At 60.4% G+C, this 26,701-nt stretch carries 21 protein-coding genes and 2 pseudogenes; 7 read left to right on the top strand and 16 right to left on the bottom strand.

Annotated features, from left to right (window positions below; genetic code table 11):
• Positions 1-663 precede the first annotated feature (663 nt).
• The 4 genes from H6973_13305 to H6973_13290 all read left to right on the top strand — a co-directional run bounded on the left by H6973_13305 (position 664) and on the right by H6973_13290 (position 4,081).
• Positions 664-1,944, top strand: coding sequence for an ABC transporter substrate-binding protein (locus H6973_13305; GenBank protein MCP5126565.1), 1,281 nt, complete (start codon positions 664-666; stop codon positions 1,942-1,944).
• 89 nt (positions 1,945-2,033) lie between these two features.
• Positions 2,034-3,011: a sugar ABC transporter permease gene (locus H6973_13300; protein ID MCP5126564.1), complete on the top strand. Its 978-nt coding sequence runs from the start codon at positions 2,034-2,036 to the stop codon at positions 3,009-3,011.
• Positions 3,012-3,014: 3 nt separating this feature from the next.
• The gene (locus tag H6973_13295; protein ID MCP5126563.1) at positions 3,015-3,842 is read left to right on the top strand and encodes a carbohydrate ABC transporter permease; all 828 of its coding nucleotides are present in this window, start codon (positions 3,015-3,017) and stop codon (positions 3,840-3,842) included.
• A gap of 86 nt (positions 3,843-3,928) precedes the next feature.
• Complete coding sequence (locus tag H6973_13290; GenBank protein ID MCP5126562.1) at positions 3,929-4,081, top strand: hypothetical protein; 153 nt, start codon at positions 3,929-3,931, stop codon at positions 4,079-4,081.
• Between the two features lie 73 nt (positions 4,082-4,154).
• Here H6973_13290 and H6973_13285 read toward each other — a convergent pair whose 3' ends face one another.
• Both H6973_13285 and H6973_13280 read right to left on the bottom strand, forming a co-directional pair.
• Positions 4,155-4,910 carry an ATP-binding protein gene (locus tag H6973_13285; GenBank protein MCP5126561.1) on the bottom strand — a complete coding sequence of 252 codons (756 nt, stop codon included), beginning with the start codon at positions 4,908-4,910 and terminating at the stop codon, positions 4,155-4,157.
• Between the two features lie 16 nt (positions 4,911-4,926).
• Entirely contained in the window at positions 4,927-6,456 is a 1,530-nt protein-coding gene (locus tag H6973_13280; protein ID MCP5126560.1) for an IS21 family transposase, read from the bottom strand.
• A gap of 234 nt (positions 6,457-6,690) precedes the next feature.
• Here H6973_13280 and H6973_13275 point away from each other — a divergent pair.
• Together H6973_13275 and H6973_13270 are read left to right on the top strand one after the other, a co-directional pair.
• Positions 6,691-7,731, top strand: a pseudogene (locus tag H6973_13275) (ATP-binding cassette domain-containing protein).
• 58 nt (positions 7,732-7,789) lie between these two features.
• Positions 7,790-9,064 (top strand): ABC transporter substrate-binding protein, encoded by a 1,275-nt coding sequence (locus H6973_13270; GenBank protein ID MCP5126559.1) that lies wholly within the window; start codon positions 7,790-7,792, stop codon positions 9,062-9,064.
• A 233-nt stretch (positions 9,065-9,297) separates the two neighbouring features.
• Here the strand turns inward: H6973_13270 and H6973_13265 are convergent, their stop codons facing one another.
• The 9 genes from H6973_13265 to H6973_13225 form a co-directional block, all read right to left on the bottom strand.
• A complete protein-coding gene (locus H6973_13265; protein MCP5126558.1) occupies positions 9,298-11,184 on the bottom strand; it encodes an alpha-amylase in 1,887 nt (628 codons plus the stop codon).
• Between the two features lie 134 nt (positions 11,185-11,318).
• On the bottom strand, positions 11,319-12,050 hold the full coding sequence (locus tag H6973_13260; protein ID MCP5126557.1) for an SDR family oxidoreductase: 732 nt from the start codon (positions 12,048-12,050) through the stop codon (positions 11,319-11,321).
• 38 nt (positions 12,051-12,088) lie between these two features.
• Positions 12,089-13,048 carry a fructokinase gene (locus H6973_13255; protein ID MCP5126556.1) on the bottom strand — a complete coding sequence of 320 codons (960 nt, stop codon included), beginning with the start codon at positions 13,046-13,048 and terminating at the stop codon, positions 12,089-12,091.
• A gap of 71 nt (positions 13,049-13,119) precedes the next feature.
• Positions 13,120-14,616, bottom strand: a complete 1,497-nt coding sequence (locus H6973_13250) for a mannitol dehydrogenase family protein (protein ID MCP5126555.1) — start codon at positions 14,614-14,616, stop codon at positions 13,120-13,122.
• Between the two features lie 72 nt (positions 14,617-14,688).
• A complete protein-coding gene (ugpC, locus tag H6973_13245) occupies positions 14,689-15,822 on the bottom strand; it encodes a sn-glycerol-3-phosphate ABC transporter ATP-binding protein UgpC (protein MCP5126554.1) in 1,134 nt (377 codons plus the stop codon).
• A 33-nt stretch (positions 15,823-15,855) separates the two neighbouring features.
• The gene (locus H6973_13240) at positions 15,856-16,674 is read right to left on the bottom strand and encodes a carbohydrate ABC transporter permease (GenBank protein ID MCP5126553.1); all 819 of its coding nucleotides are present in this window, start codon (positions 16,672-16,674) and stop codon (positions 15,856-15,858) included.
• A gap of 13 nt (positions 16,675-16,687) precedes the next feature.
• A complete protein-coding gene (locus tag H6973_13235; protein MCP5126552.1) occupies positions 16,688-17,599 on the bottom strand; it encodes a sugar ABC transporter permease in 912 nt (303 codons plus the stop codon).
• A 113-nt stretch (positions 17,600-17,712) separates the two neighbouring features.
• Positions 17,713-19,032 (bottom strand): sugar ABC transporter substrate-binding protein, encoded by a 1,320-nt coding sequence (locus H6973_13230; protein MCP5126551.1) that lies wholly within the window; start codon positions 19,030-19,032, stop codon positions 17,713-17,715.
• Between the two features lie 148 nt (positions 19,033-19,180).
• Entirely contained in the window at positions 19,181-19,318 is a 138-nt protein-coding gene (locus H6973_13225) for a hypothetical protein (GenBank protein MCP5126550.1), read from the bottom strand.
• Between the two features lie 373 nt (positions 19,319-19,691).
• Between H6973_13225 and H6973_13220 the strand changes: the two genes are divergently transcribed.
• Complete coding sequence (locus H6973_13220; protein MCP5126549.1) at positions 19,692-20,708, top strand: LacI family DNA-binding transcriptional regulator; 1,017 nt, start codon at positions 19,692-19,694, stop codon at positions 20,706-20,708.
• Positions 20,709-20,768: 60 nt separating this feature from the next.
• On the opposite strand, the pseudogene H6973_13215 reads toward H6973_13220, so the two are convergent.
• The 5 genes and pseudogenes from H6973_13215 to H6973_13195 form a co-directional block, all read right to left on the bottom strand.
• Positions 20,769-21,236 (bottom strand): annotated as a pseudogene (locus H6973_13215) (ISAs1 family transposase).
• Positions 21,193-21,822: a bifunctional 4-hydroxy-2-oxoglutarate aldolase/2-dehydro-3-deoxy-phosphogluconate aldolase gene (gene eda / locus H6973_13210; GenBank protein ID MCP5126548.1), complete on the bottom strand. Its 630-nt coding sequence runs from the start codon at positions 21,820-21,822 to the stop codon at positions 21,193-21,195. Before eda ends, H6973_13215 begins: the two are co-directional and overlap by 44 nt.
• A 23-nt stretch (positions 21,823-21,845) precedes the next feature.
• Positions 21,846-23,744: a phosphogluconate dehydratase gene (locus H6973_13205; GenBank protein ID MCP5126547.1), complete on the bottom strand. Its 1,899-nt coding sequence runs from the start codon at positions 23,742-23,744 to the stop codon at positions 21,846-21,848.
• 2 nt (positions 23,745-23,746) lie between these two features.
• Complete coding sequence (gene gntK, locus H6973_13200; GenBank protein MCP5126546.1) at positions 23,747-25,342, bottom strand: gluconokinase; 1,596 nt, start codon at positions 25,340-25,342, stop codon at positions 23,747-23,749.
• Between the two features lie 22 nt (positions 25,343-25,364).
• Positions 25,365-26,690 (bottom strand): gluconate transporter, encoded by a 1,326-nt coding sequence (locus H6973_13195; protein ID MCP5126545.1) that lies wholly within the window; start codon positions 26,688-26,690, stop codon positions 25,365-25,367.
• Positions 26,691-26,701 lie beyond the last annotated feature (11 nt).

Genomic DNA, 26,701 nt, shown 5'->3' with positions numbered 1-26,701 from the left:
CGTTTGAACGCTCGTCCCTGGTCATTAAACAAATGGCAGTGCTGAGTGGCCAGGCCCAGCGTGAGGTGATCGCCCATTCTGGCCAACGTGTCGCCTTCCTAACGCACGGTGACCAGGGTTCTCGATCCCAGAGAAAGAAAGATTCGCCTAAATGCTCGACAAAGGCGACCTCAGTCTGGACACTGCTATCCGCGCCGGTCCCCAGCATCACATGTTCTGGGCGACGGCGTCTATGACCTAATCTCAGGACACCCACAAACTGGTCTACGCCTTCACCCGTAGCTGGAAGAACGACCGCCTGCTGGTGGTTCTGAACTTCAGTGCCGAACGGCCCGTCTTCGCTCCTTCTGGCGATCTCGACTTCCAAGGGAATGAGTTGTTAGTCGCTAACTATCCGGTGGATGCCGGGGAAGACATCCGCCGGCTATCCTGCGGCCTTACGAAGCGCGTGTCCACCGCCTGTGCTAAGTTCCGGCGGACGGTGTTCGTTTTTTTCGAAGATCAGATGATAAATCTAAAATAGCAACCATAATTTTATTATGGAAAGTGATGAACTAATTATTGCAAATTAATAATATTAATTGACAAAAAAATTTGCTAAAACAAATGCTTGAGTGATAATTCCATTGTTGTAGCCTGATAAGCCACTGTGAGGAGCAACCCATGAAAACCTATAAACCCGCCACTCTCTTCGTTTCCATAGCATTTGGCGTGGCGCTGGTCAGCGCCAATGAGGTCCATGCCGCGACCCTTTCAATCTCCTGCGGCGCGGTCGGGCAGGAACTGGAATTTTGCAAGACCGGCGCCGAGGCCTGGGCGAAGAAAACCGGTAACGAGGTCAATCTTATTTCGACGCCCAATTCGGCCACGGAACGCCTGGCGCTGTACCAGCAACTGCTAGCGGCGGGCGCCTCCGATGTAGATGTCTTTCAGATCGACGTCGTCTGGCCTGGCATTTTGGGCAACCATTTCATCGATCTCACCCCCTATGCCAAGGACGTCGTGAAAGACTATTTCCCCGCCATCATCAAGAACAACACCGTCGGCGGCAAACTGGTGGCCATGCCCTGGTTCACCGATGCCGGTCTGCTCTACTACCGCAAGGACTTGCTGGCCAAATATGACGCGCAACCGCCCCAGACCTGGCAGGAACTGACCGAAACCGCCCAGAAGATCCAGGACGCCGAGCGAGCCGCGGGCAACGACAAAATGTGGGGTTTCGTCTGGCAGGGGCGGGCCTACGAGGGGCTGACCTGCGACGCCCTGGAATGGGTGGCGAGCTACAATGGCGGCGCCATCGTCAACGAAAGCGGCAAGATCACGATCAACAACCCCAAGGCCGTCGCCGCCATCAACGGCGCCGCCGGCTGGGTCAAGACGATCTCGCCCGAAGGCGTGCTGAACTATACCGAAGAAGAATCCCGCGGCGTGTTCCAGTCCGGCAATGCCGTGTTCATGCGCAACTGGCCCTATGCCTGGTCGCTGGCGCAGGGGTCGGAGAGCGCCATCAAGGATAAGGTCGGCGTGAGCGCGCTGCCCAAGGGCGGCGCGGACGGGCGCAGCGCCGCCACCCTCGGCGGGTGGCAGCTTTCCGTGTCCAAGTATTCGAAAAACCAGAAACTAGCCGCCGATCTGGTCATGTATTTGACCAGCGCCGAAGAGCAGAAGCGCCGCGCCGTCCAGGGCGCCTACAATCCCACCATCGAAAGTCTCTACAAGGACCCAGAAATCCTGAAAGCCGCGCCGTTCATGGGCGAGTTGTACGACACCTTCGTCAATGCCGTGGCGCGTCCGTCCACCGTCACCGGCGCCAAGTACAACCAGGTGAGCAACGATTTCTGGAACGCCGTGCATGGGGTGTTGTCCGGCCGGGCCAAGGCCGACGCCAGCTTGGCGCAACTGGAAAGCTCGCTCAAACGGATGAGCCGCGGCGGCCGGTGGTGAGTCCAAAACCGCAATAACAACCCGGCGGCGCGGCGTGACTGTTGCCGCCGTTGTCCGATGGCGCTTCATAGGTTCACGAGAGGGTCATAATGGCTACCGCAGAAGCCGAAATCGCCGACTGCCCAGCGGACATGGCCGGCAACCTAACCCAACCGCAACGGTCCCAACTCACCCGCAGCCGCGTGCGGGCGGCGTGGCTATTTCTGGCGCCGATGCTGGTTCTGCTGGCGCTGGTGGCCGGTTGGCCGCTGTTCCGCACCATCTGGTTCAGTTTTACCAACGCCAATCTGTCCGATCTGGGCAGCGCCCGCTTCATCGGTTTGGAAAACTATCTCACCTACGTCGACGGCGAATGGTACGGCGTACTAGCCGACGGCGAATGGTGGAACGCGGTTTGGAACACCCTAAAGTTCTCGGCGATCTCCGTCACTCTGGAAACCATCCTGGGGCTGATCGTCGCCCTGGTGCTCAACGCCTCCTTCAAGGGACGGAGCCTGGTCCGGGCGGCGGTGCTGATCCCCTGGGCGATTCCGACCATCGTGTCGGCCAAGATGTGGGGCTGGATGATGCACGACCAGTTCGGCATCCTCAATCACATGCTGCTCGGTCTGGGGCTGATTTCCGCCCCCTTGGCGTGGACAGCCAGCCCCGATCTGGCCCTGACGGCGGTGATCCTGGTCGATGTGTGGAAAACCACCCCGTTCATGGCGCTGCTGATCCTGGCCGCCTTGCAGATGCTGCCCACCGACTGTTACGAGGCGGCGCGGGTCGACGGTATTCATCCGGTCCGGGTGTTTTTCAAGGTGACCCTGCCGCTGATCAAGCCCGCGCTGATGGTGGCGGTGATCTTCCGCCTGCTGGACGCGTTGCGCATCTTCGACCTGATCTACGTGCTGACCTCCAACAGCAAGGACACCATGTCGATGTCGGTCTACGCCCGCCAGCAACTGGTGGACTTCCAGGCGGTGGGCTACGGCTCGGCGGCGTCAACGCTGTTGTTCCTGACTGTGGCCCTGTGCACCGTACTGTACATCACCTTTGGCCGCGTTCGTTTTGAAGGGAGGTAGGCGATGAAACGGTTCCTGGGTCTGGTCGGTTTTTATCTACTGGTGGCGGCGATCATTCTGTATGCGGTATTTCCGTTTTACTACGCCATCGTCACCTCGCTGAAAGCCGGTTCCGAATTGTTCAGCGTGGATTACTTTCCCGTGACCTGGAATTGGGACAACTACGTGTCGGTGTTTCGCGAACAGCCGTTTGCATACAACCTGCTAAATTCGGTGCTGGTGTCCTTTTCCGTCGTGGTGCTGTCGCTGTTCTTCGGGGTGACGGCGGCGTTCGCCCTGGGGCGGGTGCAATTCCGCGGGCGGGGCCTGCTGCTGCTGACCGTGCTTGGCGTGTCGATGTTCCCGCAGGTGGCGGTGCTGTCCGGCATGTTCGAACTGATTCGAGGCTTTGGGTTGTACAACAATCTGCTGGGCCTGGTGATCTCCTACATGATCTTTACCCTGCCGTTCACCGTATGGGTGCTGACCACCTTCATGCGCGATCTACCCAGGGAACTGGAGGAGGCGGCGATCATGGACGGCGCTAATCCCTGGCAGATCATCTTCAAGGTGTTCCTACCGCTGATGTGGCCAGCGCTGGTCACCACCGGATTGCTGGCCTTCATCGCCGCCTGGAACGAGTTCCTGTTCGCCCTGACCTTCACCCTGACCAACGAGCAGCGCACCGTGCCGGTCGCCATTGCCCTGATCAGCGGCGCCAGCCAGTACGAGCTGCCCTGGGGCAACATCATGGCGGCTTCGGTGATCGTCACCTTGCCGGTGGTGGTCCTGGTGCTGATCTTCCAGCGGCGCATCGTGTCCGGCCTGACGGCGGGCGCCGTCAAGGGTTAGCGCTGGTCCGAACGCCAACGATGGGTGGCGCGGCTCGCCGGTCCGCCCAAACAATAACGATTGACCAGTTTGAGGAGTGATCCACGATGGCAGATATTCGCATGCGCAATGTTTACAAGTCCTTCAAGGAGGTTCGGGTCATCGAGCGCGTCGATCTTGACATCGAGGAAGGCGAGTTTGCCGTCTTCGTCGGGCCTTTGCGTATTTCACTGATGCCGGCCATCCATTTCACGGGATGACGGCCGGCGAGTTCAGTCGAAGGCGGCAGCGTATTTCACTCGGTCGGAGCGCAGCGACGCAGTGGATGAGTGTTTACTGTTCCGTGATGGAGTTCGTCAAGGGGGTTTTACGTTTTCGTAAGGATTCTCCGGTCAGGTTGAGGGTGTAGGCGTTATGGACGAGCCGATCGAGGAGGGCATCAGCCAGAGTGGGTTCGTCCAGATAGGCGTGCCAGCTTGCCACGGGCAACTGGCTGGTCACGAGGGTGGATTGACGGTGATGCCGGTCATCGAGGATTTCCAGAAGATCACGGCGGCCCTCGCTGGTGAGCGGTGTTAAGCCCCAGTCATCGATGACCAACACGTGTGCTTTAGCGTACTCGCGTAGCAGCTTGGGATAGCGGCCATCGGCGCGGGCCAACGCCAGTTCAGGGAGCAAGCGGGGCAAACGGACATAGCGCGCGGTATAGCCCAGACGACACGCATGCTGAGCCAAGGCACAAGCAATCCATGTTTTCCCCACGCCGGTGGGGCCGGTAATCAGGCAGTTGAGATGCTCCACAAGCCAGCGTTCACCGAGCAGATGCTGGATGAGGGTTTTATCCAGGCCCCGGGGATGTTGGTAATCCAGGTCTTCCCGGCAGGCTTGCTGGGGCAAACGGGCTTGCTGTAAGCGGTACTGGAGGCGACGATTCGCGCGTTCGGTCAGTTCGCGATCAACCAGGAGACTCAAGCGATCCGTAAAGCTGAGCTGATCGCTATCGGGCATCTGGAGTTGCTCGTGCAAGGCCTGACGCATGCCGCTGAGTTTCAAGGTGTGCAGTTGATCGAGAAGGGGTTGTTTCAGCATGGCGGAGGCTCCTGGGTTATTGGTAATAGCGTGCGCCGCGCACGTTCGCGTGGGTCGCGGTCGAAGGGATGGGCGGTGGCGAAGTCCCCGCATCCGGGAGGCGTTGCTGGTCCAGGCCATGCTTGAGAATCGACTCGATGCTCTTGTAACTCAGTCCCCCAATGGCTAACGCGCGCTGACAGGCGGCCTCCAAGCGGTCGGCGCCATAGGCTTTGCCCAGACGCAAGATGCCCAAGCACGAGCGGTAGCCCTGCTGAGGATGGGGCCGCGTGGCCAGGATACGTTCCACTAGAGTCGCCGTGTGGGGGCCGGTCTGGTGAGCCCAGCGCACTAACCGTTCGGGCGTCCATTCGGCGTACTCCCGATGGGCTTTGGGCATGTGGGCGGTTACGGTGGTATGGCGACCAGGCTGCGGATGGCGGCGATGACAAGCCACCCGCTGACGTTGATGGAAGACCTCGACCGTGGTGGCGGTCAGGCGCACCTCCACTTCCTGGCGCACCAGGAGGTAGGGGACCGAATAGTAATGGCGCTCGATGTCAATGTGATAGTCAATGTTGACGCGCGCTTTTTTCCATTGCGCGAACACGTAGGGTTCGGCCGGTAAGGGACGCAACGCCGGTTGTTCCAGCGTTGCAAACCAATGCTGACGGGAACCGGGGAGTTTTTTGAAGGCGCGCTGATTGAGGGCGTCGCGCAGTTCGCGGATGACCGTGTTGAGTTCGTCGAGACTGAACAGAGTCCGATGGCGCAAGCGGGCCAGAATCCAGCGTTCCACCACGAGCACGCCACTTTCCGCTTTGGCTTTATCACGCGGTTTTCGGACACGCGCGGGGATCACCGCGACGCCATAATGGGCGGCTAACTCCAGATAACTGGGGTTGAGGTCGGGCTCATAGCGGTGCGGCGTCTGGACGCCGGTTTTCAAATTATCTGGAACCACAATTTCCGGGACACCGCCGAAAAATGCAAAGGCCCGGACATGCGCCATGAGCCAGTCATCCAGTCCTTGGGTCCAGGTCGCCTCCACATAGGTGTAATTGCTGGCGCCCAGCACCGCAACAAACACTTGGGCCTGGCGGAGTTCACCCGTGATGCGGTCCACGATGGGCACGGTGGGACCGGCGTAGTCCACAAACACCTTCTCACCGGCCCGATGGGTCTGGCGCATCACCACATCGGTATGCGCCACCCAAGCCCGATACTGCTGGCAGAACCAGGTGTATTGATAGCCCTGGGGATGCGTGGCTTTGTACTCTTCCCACAAGAGCCACAAGGTGACGCCGGGGCGGCGTAATTCCTGGTGGACGGTGGCCCAATCCGGTTTTCCGCGATCCGCAGACCCAGCGGCGGGGCGCGGCGGAAACAACCGTCGTTCCAATTCATCGGCCATCATGCCCTTGGGCAGGGGCCAACCCAGGCCCGCTCGTCGGGCGCGTTGCAGATACTCTCCGACCGTGCTACGGCCGATCCCGCAACTCCGGGCAATTTGTGGTTGGCTATGGCCCGCCGCCTGCAAACGAAGCACTTCTTGAATCTTGCGCATGGATAACCTCTCAGTCGGCATGAGTTCCTCCTCGGAAAAAAAGGAACCAGCCTACAAGTTGTTAACCTGCGTCGCTGCTCATTGGCGAAACAACCCGCCGCCTTCCGTGTAATGGCCTGCCGCCTTCCGTGAAACGACCTGCCGTCATCCCGTGAAACGACCTGCCGTCATCCCGTGAAACGACCTGCCGTCATCCCGTGAAACGACCTGCCGTCATCCCGTGAAATACGCAGGCCTTCGGGTTGCGGCAAGTCCACCCTGCTGCGTCTGGTCGCTGGGCTGGAGGATATCACCTCCGGCGATCTCATGATCGGTGGCAAGAAGGTCAACAGCTTGCCCCCCGCGCAGCGCGGTGTGGCCATGGTGTTTCAATCCTACGCCCTGTACCCGCACATGACGATTTTCGACAACATGGCGTTCGGCCTGAAACTCGCCAAGCAGGACAGCAACGAAATCAAGAACCGCGTGCACTGGGCGGCGAAGATCCTGCAAATGGAGCATCTACTGGACCGCTTACCGAAGGAACTGTCCGGTGGTCAGCGCCAGCGGGTGGCCATCGGCCGGGCCATCGTGCGCAAACCAGGCGTCTTCCTGTTCGACGAGCCGCTGTCCAATCTGGACGCGGCGCTGCGGGTGCAAACCCGGATCGAGATTTCCAAGCTACATCATGACCTGGGCGCTAGCATGATCTACGTCACGCACGATCAGGTGGAGGCCATGACCCTGGCCGACAAAATCGTGCTGCTCAACGCCGGCCAGGCGACCCTGGAAGACGGCAGCGTCGCCCAGATTGGTCCCCCCTTGGACTTGTACCACCATCCGGTGAATCTGTTCGTCGCCGGCTTCATCGGTTCGCCCAAGATGAATTTCCTGAACTGCCGGCTGGCTCGGATCGAACCCACCAACGCCACCGTGAACCTGCCGGATGGTTCGACGGTGCGCGCCGCGGTCGATGCCACGGCCGCCAACCCCGGTGATGCGGTGACGCTGGGTATTCGCCCGGAGCATGTGACGCTCGGGACCGGCGCCGACAGCACCGTCCAGGCCGAGGTCGCCTATATCGAGCATTTGGGCGAATCCTCATTCATCTACACTCAGGTTCAGGGGATCGAAAATCCGGTCATCGTGCGTCAGGAAGGCGACGCCCTGGCCAAAATGGGTGACCGACTCACGCTCGGCCTGGCGACTCACCACTGCCACCTGTTCAATGAGAAAGGACGGGCTTTCAAACGGCTGATCGGGACCGCCGCCGAGACTCAGCCCATCATTCAATAACGGGGCTGGGTCCGGCCGTGGATCGCCCGAGTCAATTACCCCTATTCACGGACACGCTATGATGATGCACGCAACCCTATCGGCTTTGTTTTTGGGCGCGCTGCTGACGGTCTCGCTCTCCGCCTCGGCGGTGAACCTGACCATTTCCTGCGGCGCGGTCGGTCAGGAGCAGGACTTCTGCAAGCAGGCCACCAGCGCCTGGGCCAAGGAAACCGGCCACCACGTCACGGTGACCACCCCCCCGGAAAAAAGCAACGAACGCTATTTTCAGTATTTGATCGATCTGGGCCGGGGCGACAGCCGCACCGACGTATACCAAATCGACGTCATCTGGCCAGGGCTGCTGGCCAAGCATTTCGTCGATCTGAAACAATACATCAGCCAGGAAGACATTCAGCGGCATTTTCCGGCGATCGTGGCGAACAACACGATCGACGGTCGCCTGGTGGGCATGCCCTGGTTCACCGACGTGGGTTTGCTGTATTACCGCAAGGACCTGCTGGAAAAATATGGACTGTCCGTGCCGCAAGACTGGTCGGAATTGATGGATGTCGCGCTGTATGTCCAGACCCAGGAGCGCAAGGCAGGTCAGGCGGAGATGTGGGGCTATGTATTCCAGGGCGCGGCCTACGAGGGTTTGACCTGCAACGCCCTGGAGTGGATCGCCGCCTATGGCGGCGGCACGGTGGTCGGCGCGGATGGCGCCATCACGATCGACAATCCCCAGGCGGTGATGGCGATCGCCCGGGCGGCAAGCTGGATCAACACGGTCGCGCCGCCGCGCGTGATTTCCTTCAACGAGGAAGACGCGCGTCGAGTGTTCCAGCTCGGCAACGCCGTGTTCATGCGCAACTGGCCCTATGCCTGGGCCTTGCTCAACGCCAAGGATAGCCCGGTGGCCGGCAAGGTCGAGGTGGCGCCGCTGCCCCGGGGCGGGGTTAAAGGCGTGTCCGCCAGCACCTTGGGCGGTTGGCAACTCGCCGTCTCCAAGTATTCCAGGAACCCGGCGGCAGCAGCCGATCTGGTGCGCTATCTGACCAGCGAAGCGGTCCAGAAACAGCGCGCCGTCGTGGGTTCCTATCCGCCGACCATCATGCGTTTGTATGAAGACCCCGAGGTTCTGGCGGCCACTCCGTTTTTCGCCACGCTGCGACCCATCGTGGAGAACGCGGTGGCCCGTCCCGTCCCCCAGACCGGTGAAGACTACATGGCGGTGACGACCTACTTTTGGGACGCTGTGCATAATGTGCTCCAGGGACAAGGCACGGCAGTGAACAACCTGAGCGCGCTGGAAAACCAATTGCGGCTCGTCAAATTCCGCGGTGGCTGGTAGCCGCGGTATGTGGTGTATGCATCCAATGTTCGCTCTCAAGGTCCGGGCCGGACACCCGGACTTCCTTGATCTAACGTGAATGAGAGTCCTCCGGCCTTACCTATCAGTTCCTCATCTGTGGAGTAGATCCGATAGTTCGCAGCTTGCAGCTCGTAACTCGTAGCCTGGATGGAGCGAAACGGAATCCAGGCTACAACGAGCCTGTGATGAGGAACTGATAGGTGGTGAGGGACTCAGTCCTCGGGAACCTGTTCCAACCAGAGTGCCTGGTAGGGTTCAAGCTTCAAATCGGACCAGCTATCGAGCGACTGCTCTTCCAGACGGTTGACAAGTTCTCCGGCAAATCCCATGTCATGGACTCGATAGCGGGGAACCGTCTGGTCATGTTCGGTAAAATTGGCCAGCACCAGTAGCCGCCCCCAGGCGCTGGCGCGAATCAACCCGAAAACCTGCTCGTTGTGCGTCCAGACGGCGTAACAACGGGCCTGGGCATGCAGATTCAGGGTGCGCTTGGCGGCTTGAATCAGGTTGCATGTGGCCTGGAAAATCCGGGCGGTGAGCGTCTGCCAGTCGTGCCGCTGCTCAGCCTGACACCAATCCATGAAGGGGCGATGGGTCCATCGATTGTCGTCCGCGAGGTTCGGGTCATCCAGATAGCCGTGGTCGTTCAGCAAACCCAGTTCGTCGCCCATGTAGATCATGGGGATGCCATCGAAAGCAAGAATCATGGCATGCAGCAACAGGATACGGCGCACCGCCAGATCGGTTTCCCGCCAATTTTGTTGCTCGGCCGCCGCTTCCAGTCCGGCCAGGGACGCCAGAGTGCCGCTGATCCGCCGGTCGCCGGTCTTGGGATTATGTTGGAAGGTCATGCCCCGGGCGAAGGCGCCGGGAAAACGGCCGCTGTAAAAATCGCTGAGAAAGGCGCGATGCAGGAAACCGGACAGGCCAACAGCCGCGGCGTCCTCGTCGCGCACCGCCCAGCCGATGTCGTCGTGGCAACGGATGTAGGCCAGCCAGGCGCAGCCGACCGGCGTATCCGGCATGTTCTGCAAGGCGTGCGTCATCAACACTACCCGGCGCTCGGCCAGGCTGCTCCACAACAGGACCATGAACGAATTGTGGTAGGCGATCTCGCACTCCTTGTTGGTGGCTGTGCCCAGCCCCAGGTAGGGGAGCAACTTATCGGGCGAGACGATGGCTTCGGCCTTGAACAGCAGGCCGGGGGCGGCGATCCGGGTCAGCGCCCGGAACGCCTGCAAAATCGCATGCGCCTCGGGTTGATTCTGGCAGTCGGTTCCCAGACGCTTCCACATGAAGGCGACGGCATCCAGGCGCAGGATCTCCACTCCCTGGTTGGCCAGAAACAGCATGATATCCAGCATCTCGGCCAAAACCGCCGGATTGGTGTAGTTCAGGTCCCACTGGTACTCGTTGAACGTCGTCCATACCCAGCGTTGGCAACGGTCTTGGAAGGTGAAGTTGCCCGGCGCGAAATCCGGAAATACCTCGGGCAGGGTCATTTCATACTGATCGGGCATCGCCCGGTTGGGAAACATATGGTAATAGCCTTGATAAAGCGGATCACCGGCGACCGCCTTGCGCGCCCACTCGTGCTCCTTCGCGGTGTGGTTGCACACCAGGTCGATGCACAAACTGATGCCTTCATGGCGGAGCGCCGTCGCCAGTTCGCGTAAATCCTCCATGGCGCCGTAAGCGGGATTGACCTGACGGTAATCCATGACGGCATAACCGCCGTCATTGGCCCCGGGGCGCGGTTTAAGCAGCGGCATCAGGTGCAGGTAAGTGACCCCAAGTTCCTTCAGATACGGAATCTTATCCTTGACGCCCGCCAGGTTGCCGGCAAAACGGTCCACGTAGCCGACATAACCGATCATACCGGGCTGTTGGAACCAGTCCGGTTCGTTGACCCGCCGCAGGTCGAGCCGGCGCAATTTCTCCGGCCGGCCAGCGTAGGCCCGGGCCACGATGCCAAGCAGGTTTTCGAGATGCGCGGCAAAGTCCGGGCGCCCGCCGTACAGCTTCGCCAGCGGCCTCAAAACATCTGGCATGTACAAATCAAACCGGATTCGAAAGAGGGTCTGTTCGAGAGGTTCCATCCGGCCCAGGGGGCCAAGTAGCAGGTGATCGAACAGGTTGTTCAGATCGATCTCATCGATCAGGGATGGGTTGTTCATCATTGGGTTCTGTTGCGTTGATTCCTTTCAAGCACGGCTCAGCGAGCCTCGCTGGGCTAGAGGTCAAAATTGGTGGGTAGAATGATCATATCGCGAATGGTCACGCTGCGTGGCCGCGTCAGCATATACATTACTGCATCAGCTACATCACTTGCCTCGATCAGACTGCCGGATTCCCTTGCCTCCTTCAATTTCTCCTCCGGCCAGTCGGCAAGAAGCGCGCTAATAACGGGACCGGGCGAGACCGACCCGACGCGGACGCCATGCTTGAAGACTTGGCGACGCACAGTTTGTACGAAGCAATTGATCGCCCATTTGGACGACGCATAGATCGGCTCCCACGGTGTGGGAAAGTGGGCCGCCAACGAACTCGTTACCACGATGTCGCCTGTGCCACGCTCAATCATATGCGGCAGGACATCGTGGACGTTTTTCATCACGACGTTGACATTAAGGTTCAGCATTCTGTCGATCGCGTCCGTGTTGGCGTCAACCAGGTTTCCACCAATATAGAGACCGGCGTTAGCGTGCAGGATATCAAGCCGACCGGCCTTCTCCAGGATCTGCGGTAGCAGCATCGCGCAGCTCTTCGGGTCGAGCAGGTCGATGAGCAGCGGGATCACTGCGTCGTTGTCGTGCTTTTCGCAGAGCGCCGTTAGCGCCGCTTTGTCGCGGTCTACCAGGACCACGCGCGCGCCGGCCGCGAGCATTGCCTCGGCGCTAGCCAGCCCAATGCCCGACGCCCCGCCGGTGACAGCGGCAACCTTACCTTCCAATTCTCTTGCCATCTCGTCTCGCTCCTTTCACTTTAAACCGATTGAGCCACCTAATGGCTGTGCAGAAAATCCTGCATCTGTTCCCGATTCGGCAAAGCCGGGATTGCGCCGCGCTGAGTTGTCGCCAGCGCGCCGACCGCGTTGGCGAAGCGGCACAGCTCACGCAGACGCGCTTCATCCCGGACGATGGTCGGATCGGCCAGCACGCCTTGTAACAAACCGGCAACGAAGCCATCTCCTGCTCCCGTCGCATCGACCGCCTCGACCGTGAAACTGGCGACATCGCCGGAAAATCCCGGCGTGAAATAGGTGCAACCTGCACGCCCGCGGGTCACGACCATTAATTTCAAGTCATCGTGCCAAAGTGCCTGACAAGCCTTTTTCAGATCGCTCAGTCCGGTCAGGAATTCGCTTTCGTCATCGCTGAGCTTGACGATGTGCGCCTTCTGCAAGCCCAACAACATCCCCTGGCGCGCAGCCTCCGCGTCTGGCCACAGCGGCAGGCGCAGGTTGGGATCGTAGGACACCAGCCCTCCGACGGCGCGGGCTGCATCGACCGCATATAGCGTGGCGCTGCGCGAGGGTTCGCTGATCAGACTGATCGAACCGAAATGCAAGAGTTTCGCCTGACCGATCACATCCATGTCCACTTCGCGGGGAGTGAACAGCATGTCGGCGCTGGGGTGGCGATAGAACATGAATTCACGTTCCCCATCCGCCCGTAGCGAGACGAAAGCCAGCGCAGTGCGCGCCTCGGTGGAGAAACACAGCGGGCCGACCTCGACGCCCGCTTGGGCCAAGGTGTCGGCCAGGAAATGCCCGAAGGCATCGTCGCCGACCTTGCCCATGAAGGCGCTTTTCACACCGAGCCGGGCGAGTCCAACCGCAACATTGCCCGGCGCGCCACCGGGGGCCTTGATGAACGCCGGCGCGTCAGTCAGACCGGTGCCGGTGACCGTAGGAACGAAATCAATGAGCAGTTCGCCCAGACAAATTGCTTGCACCATGATAGAAACCTCTGTGAAGGAGCCGGTAAGAGAGGAGCATCTTGCTTGATGCCCCTCGGCGTTGCCGTTGCCTTTTAGGACCCGACGTAATCGCTCAGGGTAGCGCGGGCGCCCTGGTCGTAAAACCCGTGCAAGGCCCGGCGCACTTCGTCCACGAAGGCCGGTGACTGCGGCAGAGTCTCGCCGAAAATCTCCGCCAGGCTCAGCACCGCGTCCGGTTCTCGCCCACCGCGCCGGGCACGCTCCTGAAGCTGTTCCGTCAGTGGGTCAATCACGGTGGGCAAGGGCCGGCCCTGGTCGTCGTTGCCGCCAGCCAGATACCGGAACCAGGCCGCCACGGTGAAGCTCAGCAATTTTACCGGGCCGTTCCGGGACAGTTCCTCCAGAATCGAAGGCAGCACGAACTTGGGAATCCGCGCCGAACCCTCGGTGCCGATTCGGTGTAACTGGTCGCAGATCGTGGGATTGGAGAAGCGCTCGATCAAGGTGTGCTTGTAGTCCTCCAGACTAACCCCTGGCAAGGGTGACAGCAGTGGCGTGACCTCCACATCCATCATCGTCTGCACCAGCTTGCGGATCTGGGGATCGTCCATGGCTTCGTGGGCAAACGAGTAGCCCAACAACATGCCGATATAGCACATGGCCTGATGGCTGGCGTTGAGCAGCCGCATTTTCATCTTCTCGTAGGGCAGGACATCGCCGGTCATCTGTGCCCCGACCCGCTCCCAGGCCGGGCGGCCGGTGGGGAAGCGGTCCTCGATCACCCATTGCATGAAGGGTTCGGTGACCACCGGCCAGGCGTCCTGGATGCCGAAGCGCTCCCGCACCAGCGCCCGGTGGGCATCGGTGGTGGCAGGGGTGATGCGGTCCACCATGCTGTTGGGAAACGCGCCATGCTCGGCCAGCCAGCGACCTAATTCCGGCTCCCGGCGCTCGGCGAAAGCCAGCAGCATTTTCCGGGCGACGGCGCCATTGTGTTGCAGGTTGTCGCAGGACATGATCGTGAATGGCCCCAAACCCCGCTGGCGCCGCCGATCCAGCGCCTCCAGCAGATAGCCGAAAGAGCAGCGGGGGCGGTGGGGATTTTGCAGATCATGAACGATGTCCGGGTGGTCGGCATTGAACTCTCCGGTACCCTCGTTCACGTAATAACCGCTCTCGGTGATGGTCAGGGCCACGATCCGGCAAGCCGGGGAAGCCATTTTTTCCAGCACCGCCTCGGGATCGTCGGGGGCGTAAAGATAATTCAGCAGCGAGCCGATCACCCGGGCCTGGTCGCCGGCGGCGCTGCGCTCCACCACCGTGTAAAGACAATCCTGGGGCAGCAGGGCGTCGCGCATGCCCCGGTCGTGAGGGAGCAACCCGACTCCGCAATAGCCCCAGCCGGCGTTGCCGGGCTGGTGTAGCAGGTCGTCCAGATACACGGCTTGATGGGCGCGGTAAAAGCCGCCGACGCCGATGTGAATGATGCTCTGGGCCACTGCAGCACGGTCGTAACCCGGCGTTCGCACTGCGGGCGCAAGCTGCCTCAGGTTGGCTGAGTTCAACGGTATGGATACGGTTTCGGTCATAGCTTAACAACCTCCAGGGCTACAGAAGGGCGAGGGCAACGACGAAAACCGTTTTGCCCAACGCCGTGGCGGTCAATGAGTGACCGAGTGGCCTCGATCTATTGCAGCCAAGGGATGGCGCGCGGCCTGCTCCAGAGCCAGGCCGTCGGTGGTGAACAGATGACAGGTCGCCCCGCTGAGTCCCAGAGTGACGGCATCGTTCACCTTAACTGGGCTGTTGCCGTCGATCTCGGCGGTGAGGGTCTGGTCGCCTTCGATCTTGACGTAGATGTAAGTAGCGCCTCCCAGGCGCTCCACCACCAGCACCTTGCCGTGAATCTGGCCATCGCCGCCGCTCTCCAGCAAATGCTCGGGGCGCACGCCCAGGGTCATCTTGTCGCCGGTTTTCAGCCCTCGGTCCTTCACGGGCGCCGTCACCGAACCGCCTCCGGGCAAGCTCACGGTCACCGACTCGGCCTGGACGTTCTGCACCTGGGTGTCGATGAAGTTCATGGTGGGGGAGCCGATGAAGCCGGCCACAAAGCGGTTGCGGGGGTGGTGATACAACTCCAGAGGGGAACCCACCTGCTCGATCACCCCTCCTTGCAGAACCACGATCTTGTTGGCCATCGTCATGGCTTCCACCTGATCATGGGTCACATAGATCATGGTCGCGTCGAAGTCGCTGTGCATGCGGGCGATCTCAATGCGCATCTGCACCCGCAGTGCCGCATCCAGGTTGGACAGGGGCTCGTCGAACAGAAACACCTTGGGGTTGCGAACGATGGCCCGGCCGATCGCCACCCGCTGGCGCTGGCCGCCGGACAGGGCCTTGGGCTTGCGGTCCAGCAGAGGCTCCAGTTTCAGAATCCGCGCCGCCTCGTTGACCTTGCGCTCGATCTCTTCCCTGGGGAGCTTGGCCAGCTTGAGACTGAAGCCCATGTTGTCCCGCACCGTCATGTGCGGATACAGCGCGTAGGTCTGAAAGACCATGGCGATGCCTCGTTCCGCCGGTGAGAAATCGTTGACCCGCTGCCCATCGATCATCAAATCCCCGTCGGTGATGCTTTCCAGGCCGGCGATCATGCGCAGCAGGGTGGACTTGCCACAGCCCGAGGGACCCACGAAAACGGCAAACTCCTTGTCTTCGATATGCAGGTCCACGCCCTTGATGACTTCGACATCGCCGAAAGTCTTCTTAACATTTTGCAATACCACGTCAACCATGGTGAATGTCCTCGCGAATACGGTGCAATGAAGTTACTTGACAGCGCCGAAGGTCAGCCCAGAGACCAGTTGCTTCTGGCTCATCCAGCCCACGACCAGGATGGGGGCGATGGCCATCAGCGAGGCCGCCGACAGCTTGGCCCAGAACAGACCCTGGGGGCTGGAGTACGAGGCGATGAACGCGGTCAAGGGGGCGCCGTTGGAACTGGTGAGATTCAGGCTCCAGAAGGCTTCATTCCAGGACAGGATGATGGAGAGCAGTCCGGTGCTGGCGATGCCGGGCACCGCTAGAGGGATGAGTAGCAGGAACAGTTCCTGGATCGGCGTGGCGCCGTCTACCCGTCCAGCCTCCATGATTTCGTTCGGCACGTCCTTGAAATAGGTGTAAAGCATCCAAATCACGATGGGTAGATTGATTAGGGTATAAATCATCATCAGTCCGCTGACCGTGTCCAGTAAACCCATGTCGCGGAACAGCAGATACATGGGGATCAGCACGCCCACCGGCGGCATCATCTTGGTGGATAGCATCCACAACAACGTCCCCGGCGTCCGTTTGGTCGGGAAGAACGCCATGGCGTAGGCCGCCGGAATGGCGAAGATCAGGGCCAGGATCGTCGAGCCGAAGGACACGGCGATCGAGTTCCAGACGTAGCGGCCGTAGTTGCTGCGATCGAAAACCTCCTGGAAGTTCTCCGTGGTGGGGGTAAAGAATAGCGACGGCGGCGTGGCGATGGCGTCCACCTCGGTCTTGAAGGCAGTGACGGCCATCCAGAAGATGGGAAAGAAGACCAGCAGGGCGATGAACCAGGCCAGCACGGTGGTCCACATTTTCTGACGAGTGGCTTGCATGGGAATATTCTCCTCAACCTTGTTGCAGATTGCGGGACACCGTCCGCACCAGGAAAATGGCCACGATGTTGGCCAGGATCACCGCGATCACGCCGCCGGCCGAGGCATAACCCACGTCGAACTGGAGTAGACCCACCGAGTAAATCAGCCAGGCCAGATTGGTGGTAGCCGTACCCGGGCCGCCGGAAGTGGTGACGTAGATCTCGGCGAAGATGGTCAGCAAAAAGATCGTTTCGATCATGATGACCACCGAGATGGCCCGACTGAGGTGGGGCAGGACGATGTAGAAGAACATGTCTACCGGTCCGGCGCCGTCGATGCGCGCCGCTTCTTTCTGCTCCTGGTCCAGGGATTGAATGGCGGTGAGCAGGATCAGAAACGCGAAGGGCACCCATTGCCAGGACACGATCACGATCACCGACAGCATGGGATAGTTAGTGAACCAGTCGGTGGGCTCCATCCCCACCAGGCTTTGTAGCCAGGCGAACAATCCATTGACCGGATGCATCAGCATGTTCTTCCAGACCAGGGCGCTGACTGTAGGCATCACGAAAAACGGCGCGATCACCAGCAGCCGGGCCACGCCGCGGCCGTAGAGCTCGGCGTTGTAGAGCACCGCAAACAGGGTGCCGAACACCACGGTGATGATCAGCACCGAGCCGACCAGCACCAGGGTGTTCCATAGGGACGTCCACAGCGCCGGGTCCTCGAACAGGAACGCGTAATTCTCCAGGCCAGCGAAGCCCGTTAGCATCGGATTGAGCAGGTTATAGCGGATGCCCGAGAAATACAGGGTCATCGCCAGCGGTACGATCATCCAGAGGAACAGGACGATGACTGAAGGCCAGAGCAGCGGGCGAGTATCGATCTCCCGACTTTTCTTGGCCGACTTGGCAGTCATTTGCGTATTTGCCAGGGTCGTCATGGGAAAGCTCTCTTGAGGTGGCGGTTTACCTTGGCCTCTCCAGGGAGGCCGGAAACATCCTCCCTGTCGCTCTCTAACGTCGGAGAGGACAGGGGATGAGAGGTATTAGAGGCTTACTTGCCGTAACCAGCCTGACGCATGGTCCGGGACACCGAAGACTGGGCGCCCTTCAGCGCCTGGTCCACGGGCATCTGGCCGGCCAGGGCGGCGGCAATCATCTGACCGACCTGAGTGCCAATGGCCTGAAACTCGGGAATACCCACGTACTGGATGCCGGTGTAGGGGCTGGGATTAAGAGTCTGATGCGTGGGATCGGCGCTCTCGATGGCCTGCAGCACCGGCTTGGCAAAGGGCGCGGCCTCGATGTACTTGGGATTCTCATAAGTGGACTGGCGAGTGCCTGGAGGTACGCTGGTCCAGCCTACCTGCTCACCCACTAGCTCCACATAAGACTTGGAGGTGGCCCAGGTGATGAACTGGGTGGCGGCGTCCTGGGCATCGGACGAATTCGGGATAGCCAGCGCCCACGACCAGATCCAGTGGGAGCCTTTTTCCGTCTTGCCGATGGGGGCTTGGGCAAAGCCCACCTTGTCGGCCACCTGGGATTCGTCCGGGTTGAAAAGCAGGCCCGCCGCGACTGTGGCGTCGATCCACATGGCGCACTTGCCGCTGGCGAACAGCGACAGATTTTCGTTGAAGCCGTTGGACGCGGCACCGGGCGGGCCGTATTGGTTTAACAGGTTGACGTAGTCGGTGACCGCCGCCTTCCACTCCGGCGAATCGAGGGTGGGTTGCCACTTCATGTCGAACCACTGGCCGCCGTAGCTGTGAACCATGGTAGATAGAAAGGCCACGTTTTCGCCCCAACCAGGCTTGCCGCGCAAACAGATGCCGTAAACCCCAGCATCCTTGTCGGTCAGTTTCCCGGCCCATTCCTTGACTTGATCCCAGGTGGGTTGCGCCGGCATTTCGATGCCCGCCTTCTTGAACAAGTCAGTGCGGTAGAACAGCATCGACGACTCGGAATAGAAAGGCAGGGCGTAGAGCTTGCCCTCGTAGGACAGGCCGTCGCGCACCGACTTCAGGATGTCGTCCACGTCATAGTCCGCCGGCAGATTCTCGAACGGCTTTAACCAGCCTTGCTTGGCCCAAATTGGCACCTCGTAGGCGCCGATGGTCGCCACGTCGAACTGACCGCTCTTGGTCGCGATGTCGGTGGTCAGACGCTGGCGCAGCACGTTTTCTTCCAGCACCACCCAGTCCAGCTTGATGTCCGGGTGCTGCTCCTCGAACTGCTTGGATAGGCGTTGCATGATGATCATGTCGCCGTTGTTCACCGTGCCGATGGTGACAGTGGTGGCGGCTTGGGCCGCGGCAGAGAACAGGGCGGCGGCTACGGTCAGGGAGAGAGTGGTTTTTTTCATGGTTTTCATCCTCGCGGTGGTTGTGAAAAATCTTTAATCTTCAATTTTTTATTTTTATTTTGTGCAGTTTTGGCAGGTTTCATTCCCTGTAACTTACTACGTAAATTTTTTATACATTTAGTTCGTTCTTCAGGAGTTTTTATGGAACGAGCTCCCTTTAATTATTTACTGAACGAACACGTCGCTGCTGCAAGGAAGGAATGACGTCGCCATGCTTGGCGCAGTGATACGTCACGATAGAAAAACCGTCACGGGTGGTGAACCGGTACTCGGTCAAAAGTGCGGTCTTGTTCATAGGGGTTGTCCTCGCGGGTTGGCATGAAAAGAAAATCGTTTTCTTATATATGAATTATTAAATTAAAGATCAATTTTCACAATAAATTTGTAAACGTTTACTCATTTTTTGTCAATAGTTTTTTTAAAAAAATTATTATCTAATTATAATTAATTACTTATAGATATGATATGCTAATAGAAATCGTTTACACGCTGGTTGATATAGATTCCAATCGGTTCGTCGCTCCATGTATCTGAAGCTTCCAAAAATATTATTTATACATTAAATTACAATAATTTATATAATGATCGCCGTATCTGATAGAATGAACTCTCTCAACAGTCCCGAATCAATTTTGAGTTTATTTTTTATTGCAAGAGGAGAGACATAGATGGCGAACATCAAGGATGTCGCCAAGGAAGCAGGGGTTTCGATAGCCTCGGTGTCCCGAGTATTGGCGGAACGTCCCGGAGTCGGTAAGAAAACTCGTCAGCGGGTGATGAAGGCCGTTCAAGCGTTAGATTATCGGCCGAATCGGGCAGCGCAGCGGCTGCGTTCGCACCGGAATGATACTATCGGCCTGATCGTTTCGGATATCCGCAACCCGTTTTTCACCGAAATCAGCCGCGCAGTCGAGGATATGGCCTATCAGAACCGAATGCGCGTGATTCTCTGCAATGCCGATGAAGATCCCGAAAAGGAAGCGCTCTATCTTGATTTGATGCGGGATGAGAAGGTCAGCGGCGTTATTCTATCGCCATCGCTCTCGATCCTGGCTCATTTTCGGATGAGTGATTACCCCTTTCCCGTGGTGCTGGTCGACCGTTGCGAACGCGAGACTGCCGCGGATGCCGTGGTGCTAGATAATACGGATTCCGCCTATCGTCTGACGGTGCATCTCATCGACCAAGGCTACCAGCGGATCCTGTTTATCTATGACGCCACAAGCGCCACGGGCCGGCAACGACATCAAGGCTATGTAACGGCGATGGCTACTCACGGTCTGGAAATCCAGGTCAAGGTCGTGCCTACGCCGGTGCGGGCAACGGTCAATGTCACCCATGCGATCGTGAGCGAGCTGGTACAGGGGAAGATATTACCCGATGCGCTAATTGGTAGTAATGGATTAATTTTACTTGGTATTATTAAAGCATTGCGGGAGGTGCAACTCCAATTTCCTGAACAGATTGCTTTGGCGGGTTTTGATGACTCGCCCTGGACTCAGTTGCAAGGACCGGGCATTACTGTGATTGCGCAACCGGTTTATGATATCGGAAAAGTTGCAACTGAGTTGCTTCTTCAACGAATCGCCCATCCGTCACAACCGGTGCGCCGGATGGTGTTGCCTGGAGAATTGCGGGAACGGGGTTCCACCCGTGCGCAACGAATGGATGTAATAATGGATTAGCAGTCAATGCTACGGATAGAGATTCTTAACTAAATGAACGCCCTGCTGCAAAACACCATCGCGACCATGATCTTTCTCGACGGTTTCTTGGAGCGGCAGACGTCCTCGGGCCACTTCGGTGTCGAGCCAGAGTTGGACATCCTGGCACAGTATTGGATGATTATCCTTCAACGCCAGGATGTAATCGGCGCCCGCGCCGACAATGGTTTGTGCAATGGCTTTCTGACAGCCCATCGCATCCGTGGAGACAACAGCGCCCTGTAGATCAAGCAAGCCGAGCAGGTCGGGGATTGCAGTGATCTCATTGGATTTCTCGGCGACGGCTTGCTGGGCCAACACCCAGCGGGCTTGTCCGGCAAACGCACTGACCCGATGCACGGTCGGATTCGCCCCCTCACGGCTGCCCCGGAGGGTTTTGCCATCGATACAGACCTGCTCATCGGCCAAACTCGGTAACACCGCCGTCGCCCGAAACGCGACGGGATCAATCCGGTCCATTACAGCACTCAACGTATCGCAAGGTGATGGATTGTTTCGCCAACGCCGTAATCGTGCTCCAATCGCCTGCCGCCAGCGTGGTCTGGGGCGTCAGCCAGGATCCGCCGACGCAAGCGACATTGGGCAATACCAGAAATTCCGGAGCGGTTTCCGCCGTAATCCCGCCGGTAGGACAAAAGGTGACATCCGGGAACGGCCCGGCCAGTGCTTTCAACATGCCAACGCCACCGGCTTGCTGGGCCGGGAACAGTTTTAATTCGCGAAAACCAGCCAGTCGAGCGGCGATCACGTCCGAGGGGGTCATCACGCCGGGTAACAGCGGCAAGCCGCTCTCCCGCGCTGCTTCGATCAGCGCCGGGGTCAGGCCAGGACTCACGCCGAAACGGGCGCCGGCGTCCACCGCCTCGGCAAACTCGTCGGGACGGGTGAGGGTGCCCACACCGACGATAGCATCAGGCACTTCATGAGCGATCGCTCGAACCGCCGCCAGTGCGACGGGAGTACGCAACGTCACTTCCAACACCCGTACCCCACCGGCCACCAGCGCCCGGGCCAGGGGCGCCGCGTGGGCCCCATCTTCGATGACGATGACGGGAATGACTGGCCCAATCCGCATGATCTCCAGTACAGTTAACTCACTCATGGTGCCTCCTCCTGGGTAAACCTAACGTGATCATGGACGGGCGCGGCGTCGGGTATCGGAGTCGCTGTTGCGTTTTCCAACGTTCCGAACGTGATCGCTCCCTGCTCGGCTCCCGTCGCGTTGGCGCGAAACACTGCGAACAGTTCGCGACCCAGACCGTGCGGGTCATCGCTCAAATCCACCGGTTCCGGTTGGCGCTCGGCCCATTCCGATGCGGCGACCCGCACTTCGAGCACGCCGCGCTCGCCGTCGAGCCGAATGACATCGCCGTCGCGTACTTTGGCTAATGGCCCACCCGCCAGGCATTCCGGCGTGACGTGAATCGCCGCCGGGACTTTGCCCGACGCGCCTGACATACGGCCATCGGTGACCAGCGCCACCCGAAACCCTTGATCCTGTAACACCCCCAGCGGTGGGGTCAGCTTGTGCAGCTCCGGCATGCCATTGGCGCACGGCCCTTGATAGCGCACCACGGCGACAAAATCCCGCTGGAGTTCGCCCCGGTCGAACGCGGCCATCAGGGCTTCCTGATGGTCGAAGACCAGAGCGGGGGCTTCCACCACGCGATGTTCCGGCTTAACCGCCGAAATTTTGATCACCGCCCGGCCCAGATTGCCGCTCAATAGCTTGAGTCCGCCGTCGGGACTGAATGGCTGGGCAGCGGGACGCAGCACGCTGTCGTCACCGCTCTGCTTCGGCGCTGGACGCCAACTCAACGCGCCTTGATCCAGGTACGGTTCTTCACGATAGCGCGCCAGACCTTCGCCGACGACGGTGAGCACGTTGTCGTGCAGCAGTCTGGCATCGAGCAGCTCGCCGGTCAGGAACCCCATGCCGCCGCCGGCGTGGAAGTGATTCACGTCGGCTTGGCCGTTCGGGTAGATCTGAGCCAGCAGGGGGATTACGGCCGACAAGTCGCTGAAGTCGTCCCAGTTGATGACAATCCCGGCGGCACGCGCGATGGCGACCAGGTGCAGGGTGTGATTGGTCGAGCCGCCGGTCGCTAACAGGCCGACGATGCCGTTGACGATCGCCCGCTCGTCAATCACCCGCCCGACCGGCAGGTATTCCTCGCCCAGCGCCGTAATCCGGGCCGCGCGCCGGGCCGCCGCTTGGGTCAGTGCGTCGCGCAGCGGCGTGTTGGGAGGGACGAAGGCGGCGCCGGGCAGGTGCAGGCCCATCACCTCCATCAGCATCTGGTTCGAGTTAGCGGTGCCGTAAAACGTGCAGGTGCCCGGTGCGTGATATGCCTTCGACTCCGCTTCCAGCAGCGCGTCGCGCCCGACCTGGCCCTGGGCGTAAAGCTGGCGGATTTTCGCCTTCTCGGCGTTGGGCAAGCCCGAGGGCATCGGCCCGCCGGGTACGAAGATCGCCGGTAGATGGCCGAAATGCAAGGCGCCGATCAGCAACCCCGGCACGATCTTGTCGCACACGCCGAGGCAGAGCACGGCATCGAACACATTGTGTGACAGCGCCACCGCCGTCGCCATGGCGATCACGTCACGCGAGAACAGCGAGAGTTCCATTCCCGGTTGACCTTGGGTCACGCCGTCGCACATGGCCGGCACGCCGCCGGCGAATTGCGCCACCGCCCCGGCTTCCCGCGCCGCCTGCTTGATCAGGGCAGGAAACCGCTCCAGCGGTTGATGCGCGGATAGCATGTCGTTATACGAGGAGACAATGGCCAGGTTCGGCCAGCGCGCCTCGCGCAAGACGGCTTGGTCGTTCACGTCGGAGGCGGCAAAGGTGTGCGCCAGGTTGGTGCAGGACAGGCGCTTGCGGACCGGGCCGTTGGCGCGAGCGTGTTCCAGTCGTGTCAGATACGCGGATCGCGTCGCCGTGCTACGTTGGCGAATGCGGTCGGTGACCGCCGCCACGATGGGATGTAGGGTCATGATCAGAGCTCCTGAGTCAGAGGGGGCGACGCGACGCCCGTCGTCGTTCCGGTTACGGATCGTTCCCGCTGGAAAGCGGCGATGGCCTGGTACTCCGCTTCGAGTTTGGTCGGGATGCTGAGATAAATCGGCAGCAGCCGACTGTAAATCGCGACGTGGCCCGCGATCGGTGCATGACGATGGGTCGCACCCACCATGTCGGCAATGACGTTCAGGGAATCGACACGACCCAGCGCGTAGAGTCCCAGCACGGCCGCGCCCAGGCAGGAGCTTTCGAAGCTCTCCGGCACCACCACCTCGCGATTGAAGATGTCGGCCATCATTTGCCGCCACAGACCGGACCGGGCAAAGCCACCGGTAGCCTTCATCGTTTGCGTGGGACCGATCAGCGCTTCCACCGCCGGCAAGATGCTGTACAAGTTGAAAATCACGCCTTCCAGCACGGCGCGGATCAGATGCTCCTTGCGATGGTGCATGGCCAGCCCGAAGAAGGAACCGCGCAGGTTGGCGTTCCACAGGGGCGCGCGTTCGCCGGCCAGATAAGGATGAAACAGCAAGCCCTCCGCGCCGGGCGTGACCCGCTCGGCGATCCGGGTCAGCACTTCGTAGGGATCGATGCCCAGCCGTCGGGCCGTTTCCACCACGGACGCTGTCAGTTCGTCGCGCACCCAGCGAAACACAATACCGCCATTATTCACCGGCCCGCCGATCACCCAATGCCGGTCGGTGAGGGCATAGCAAAAGGTGCGCCCGGACGGATCGGTCACCGGTCGGTCCACCACGGTGCGCATGGCGCCGCTGGTGCCGATGGTGACGGCGACCTCGCCCGGCCCCATGGCGTTGACCCCCAGATTGGAAAGCACGCCATCGTTGGCGCCCACCACGAACGGGGTGGTGGGCAACAGGCCGAGTTCCCGCGCCAGTTCCGGCTCCAGTCCGGCCAGGTGGAAGGTGGTCGGCACGGGTTCGGGAAGCTGCGTGCGGGTAATACCAGCGACTTTCAGGGCTTCGGCGTCCCAGTCCAGTTGGGACAGATTGAACAAACCGGTGGCCGAGGCAATGGAATAATCCACCACGTAGCGTTTGAACAGTCGGAAGAACACATACTCCTTGATGCCGATGAAGCGCGCGGCGCGGGTGAACACCTCCGGTTGTTCGCGCCGCAGCCAGACCAGTTTGGCGAGCGGTGACATGGGATGGATCGGCGTGCCGGTGCGTTGATAAATCGCCAACCCACCCCAATCGTGTTTGATGCGCTCGGCCCAGTCGGTCGCCCGGCTGTCGGCCCAGGTGAGACTGCGCGTGAGCGGCCGACCGTCCGCGTCCACCGCAATCACGCTGTGCATAGCGGCGCTGAAGGCCACGCACGTCACGTCGCCGGGCGGAACGCCGGCCTTGCGCACGGCCGCCTGGATGGCGGTCAACACGGCCCGGTAAATTTCCTCCGGATCCTGTTCCGCCGCCGCCGGGGTCGGCGTGAGCAGCGGATACTCGACGGCGTGGTGAGCGATCACCCGCCCCCCGATGTCGAACGCTACCGCTTTGGTGCTGGTGGTGCCGATATCGACGCCGATCACCACCGTAGTTTCACGAGTCATGAGCGCCTCCAGGAACCGTCCGTCAGTGGATGAACAGGCCGATCGCGAAGACCACCGCGAAACCGACCAAGGCGATGAGGGTCTCCATCACCGTCCACGACCGCAGCGTGTCCTTCACGTCCAGCCCGAAGTAGCGGTTGACCAGCCAGAAGCCCGAGTCGTTGACGTGGGACAGGATGGTCGCGCCGGCGGCGATGGCGATCACCAGCAGACCCAGAACCGGACCTTGCAGGTGCAAGGTCGCGACCAGGGGCGTGATCAGGCCCGCCGCCGTGATCATGGCCACCGTCGCCGAGCCCTGCGCCACCCGCACCAGGGACGCGATCACGAACGCCAGCACGATGGGCGGCAGTGGCGAACCGGCCATCATGTCGCCCAGCACCTTGCCGACGCCGGAGTCGATCAGGATCTGCTTGAAGACGCCACCGGCGCCGGTGACCAGGATGATGATGCCCGCCGGTTCCAATGCCTTGGTGGCGATGTTCTGGACCTCGTCGCGGGTCAAGCCGCGGCGGGTGCCGAGCAGGGTGAAGGCCAGCAGGGTGGCGATCAGCAGGGCGACGAAGGGATGGCCGGCGAAGCCGAGCACCAGCCGGATCGGATCGTCCTTCGGCAACATCACGTTGGTGACGGTATTGACCAGGATCAGCGCCAGCGGCACCAGGATGATGCCGGCCACGGTCAGGAACGACGGCAGTTCCCGATCCGGATCTTTAGGGGTCAGTTGCATGTAATCGGGCACCCCGACATGGATGCGTTGGGCGATCCAGCGCCCGAACCAGGGGCCGGCGATGGCCATGGCCGGCAAACCGGCGACGATGCCGAACAGGATCACCCAACCCAAATCGGCGCCCAGCAGGTTGGCCACCGCGATGGGGCCGGGGGTCGGCGGCACGAAACTGTGAGTCACCGCCAACCCGGCCAGCAGCGGGATACCGTAGTAGAGCAGCGAGCGCCCGGTTTTCCGCGCCAGCCCGTAGACCAGCGGCACCAGAATGATGAAGCCGACGTCGAAAAAGACCGGGATGGCGACCAAAAAGCCGGTCAGACCCAGCGACCATTGCGCCTTGTCCTCGCCAAAGCGTTGCAGCAGGGTTTGCGCCAGCCGCTCGGCGCCACCGGACACCTCCAGCATTTGGCCGAACATCGCGCCCAGCCCGACCACGACGGCGACGAAACCCAGCGTGCCGCCCATGCCCTTTTGAATGGATTCGATGACCCCGGTCAGTGGCATGCCGGCGGTGACGCCCACCAGCAAGCTGGCCAGCAGCAAGGCGACGAAGGCGTGCAACTTGACCTTCATCACTAGAAACAGCAGGAGAAAAATACCGGCGACCGCCGTCAGGATTAACCCGCTAT

The sequence above is a fragment of the Gammaproteobacteria bacterium genome (assembly GCA_024235095.1).
Taxonomy (GTDB): domain Bacteria; phylum Pseudomonadota; class Gammaproteobacteria; order Competibacterales; family Competibacteraceae; genus UBA2383.
This window is presented reverse-complemented; position numbering and strand designations above follow the sequence as displayed.

Bases quoted from the DNA above. Each gene is read 5' to 3' on its own strand.
- H6973_13305 (MCP5126565.1), top strand. From the start codon at position 664: ATGAAAACCTATAAACCCGCCACTCTCTTCGTTTCCATAGCATTTGGC.
- H6973_13300 (MCP5126564.1), top strand. From the start codon at position 2,034: ATGGCTACCGCAGAAGCCGAAATCGCCGACTGCCCAGCGGACATGGCC.
- H6973_13295 (MCP5126563.1), top strand. From the start codon at position 3,015: ATGAAACGGTTCCTGGGTCTGGTCGGTTTTTATCTACTGGTGGCGGCG.
- H6973_13290 (MCP5126562.1), top strand. From the start codon at position 3,929: ATGGCAGATATTCGCATGCGCAATGTTTACAAGTCCTTCAAGGAGGTT.
- H6973_13285 (MCP5126561.1), bottom strand. From the start codon at position 4,910: ATGCTGAAACAACCCCTTCTCGATCAACTGCACACCTTGAAACTCAGC.
- H6973_13280 (MCP5126560.1), bottom strand. From the start codon at position 6,456: ATGCGCAAGATTCAAGAAGTGCTTCGTTTGCAGGCGGCGGGCCATAGC.
- H6973_13270 (MCP5126559.1), top strand. From the start codon at position 7,790: ATGATGATGCACGCAACCCTATCGGCTTTGTTTTTGGGCGCGCTGCTG.
- H6973_13265 (MCP5126558.1), bottom strand. From the start codon at position 11,184: ATGGAACCTCTCGAACAGACCCTCTTTCGAATCCGGTTTGATTTGTAC.
- H6973_13260 (MCP5126557.1), bottom strand. From the start codon at position 12,050: ATGGCAAGAGAATTGGAAGGTAAGGTTGCCGCTGTCACCGGCGGGGCG.
- H6973_13250 (MCP5126555.1), bottom strand. From the start codon at position 14,616: ATGACCGAAACCGTATCCATACCGTTGAACTCAGCCAACCTGAGGCAG.
- ugpC (MCP5126554.1), bottom strand. From the start codon at position 15,822: ATGGTTGACGTGGTATTGCAAAATGTTAAGAAGACTTTCGGCGATGTC.
- H6973_13240 (MCP5126553.1), bottom strand. From the start codon at position 16,674: ATGCAAGCCACTCGTCAGAAAATGTGGACCACCGTGCTGGCCTGGTTC.
- H6973_13235 (MCP5126552.1), bottom strand. From the start codon at position 17,599: ATGACGACCCTGGCAAATACGCAAATGACTGCCAAGTCGGCCAAGAAA.
- H6973_13230 (MCP5126551.1), bottom strand. From the start codon at position 19,032: ATGAAAACCATGAAAAAAACCACTCTCTCCCTGACCGTAGCCGCCGCC.
- H6973_13225 (MCP5126550.1), bottom strand. From the start codon at position 19,318: ATGAACAAGACCGCACTTTTGACCGAGTACCGGTTCACCACCCGTGAC.
- H6973_13220 (MCP5126549.1), top strand. From the start codon at position 19,692: ATGGCGAACATCAAGGATGTCGCCAAGGAAGCAGGGGTTTCGATAGCC.
- eda (MCP5126548.1), bottom strand. From the start codon at position 21,822: ATGCGGATTGGGCCAGTCATTCCCGTCATCGTCATCGAAGATGGGGCC.
- H6973_13205 (MCP5126547.1), bottom strand. From the start codon at position 23,744: ATGACCCTACATCCCATCGTGGCGGCGGTCACCGACCGCATTCGCCAA.
- gntK (MCP5126546.1), bottom strand. From the start codon at position 25,342: ATGACTCGTGAAACTACGGTGGTGATCGGCGTCGATATCGGCACCACC.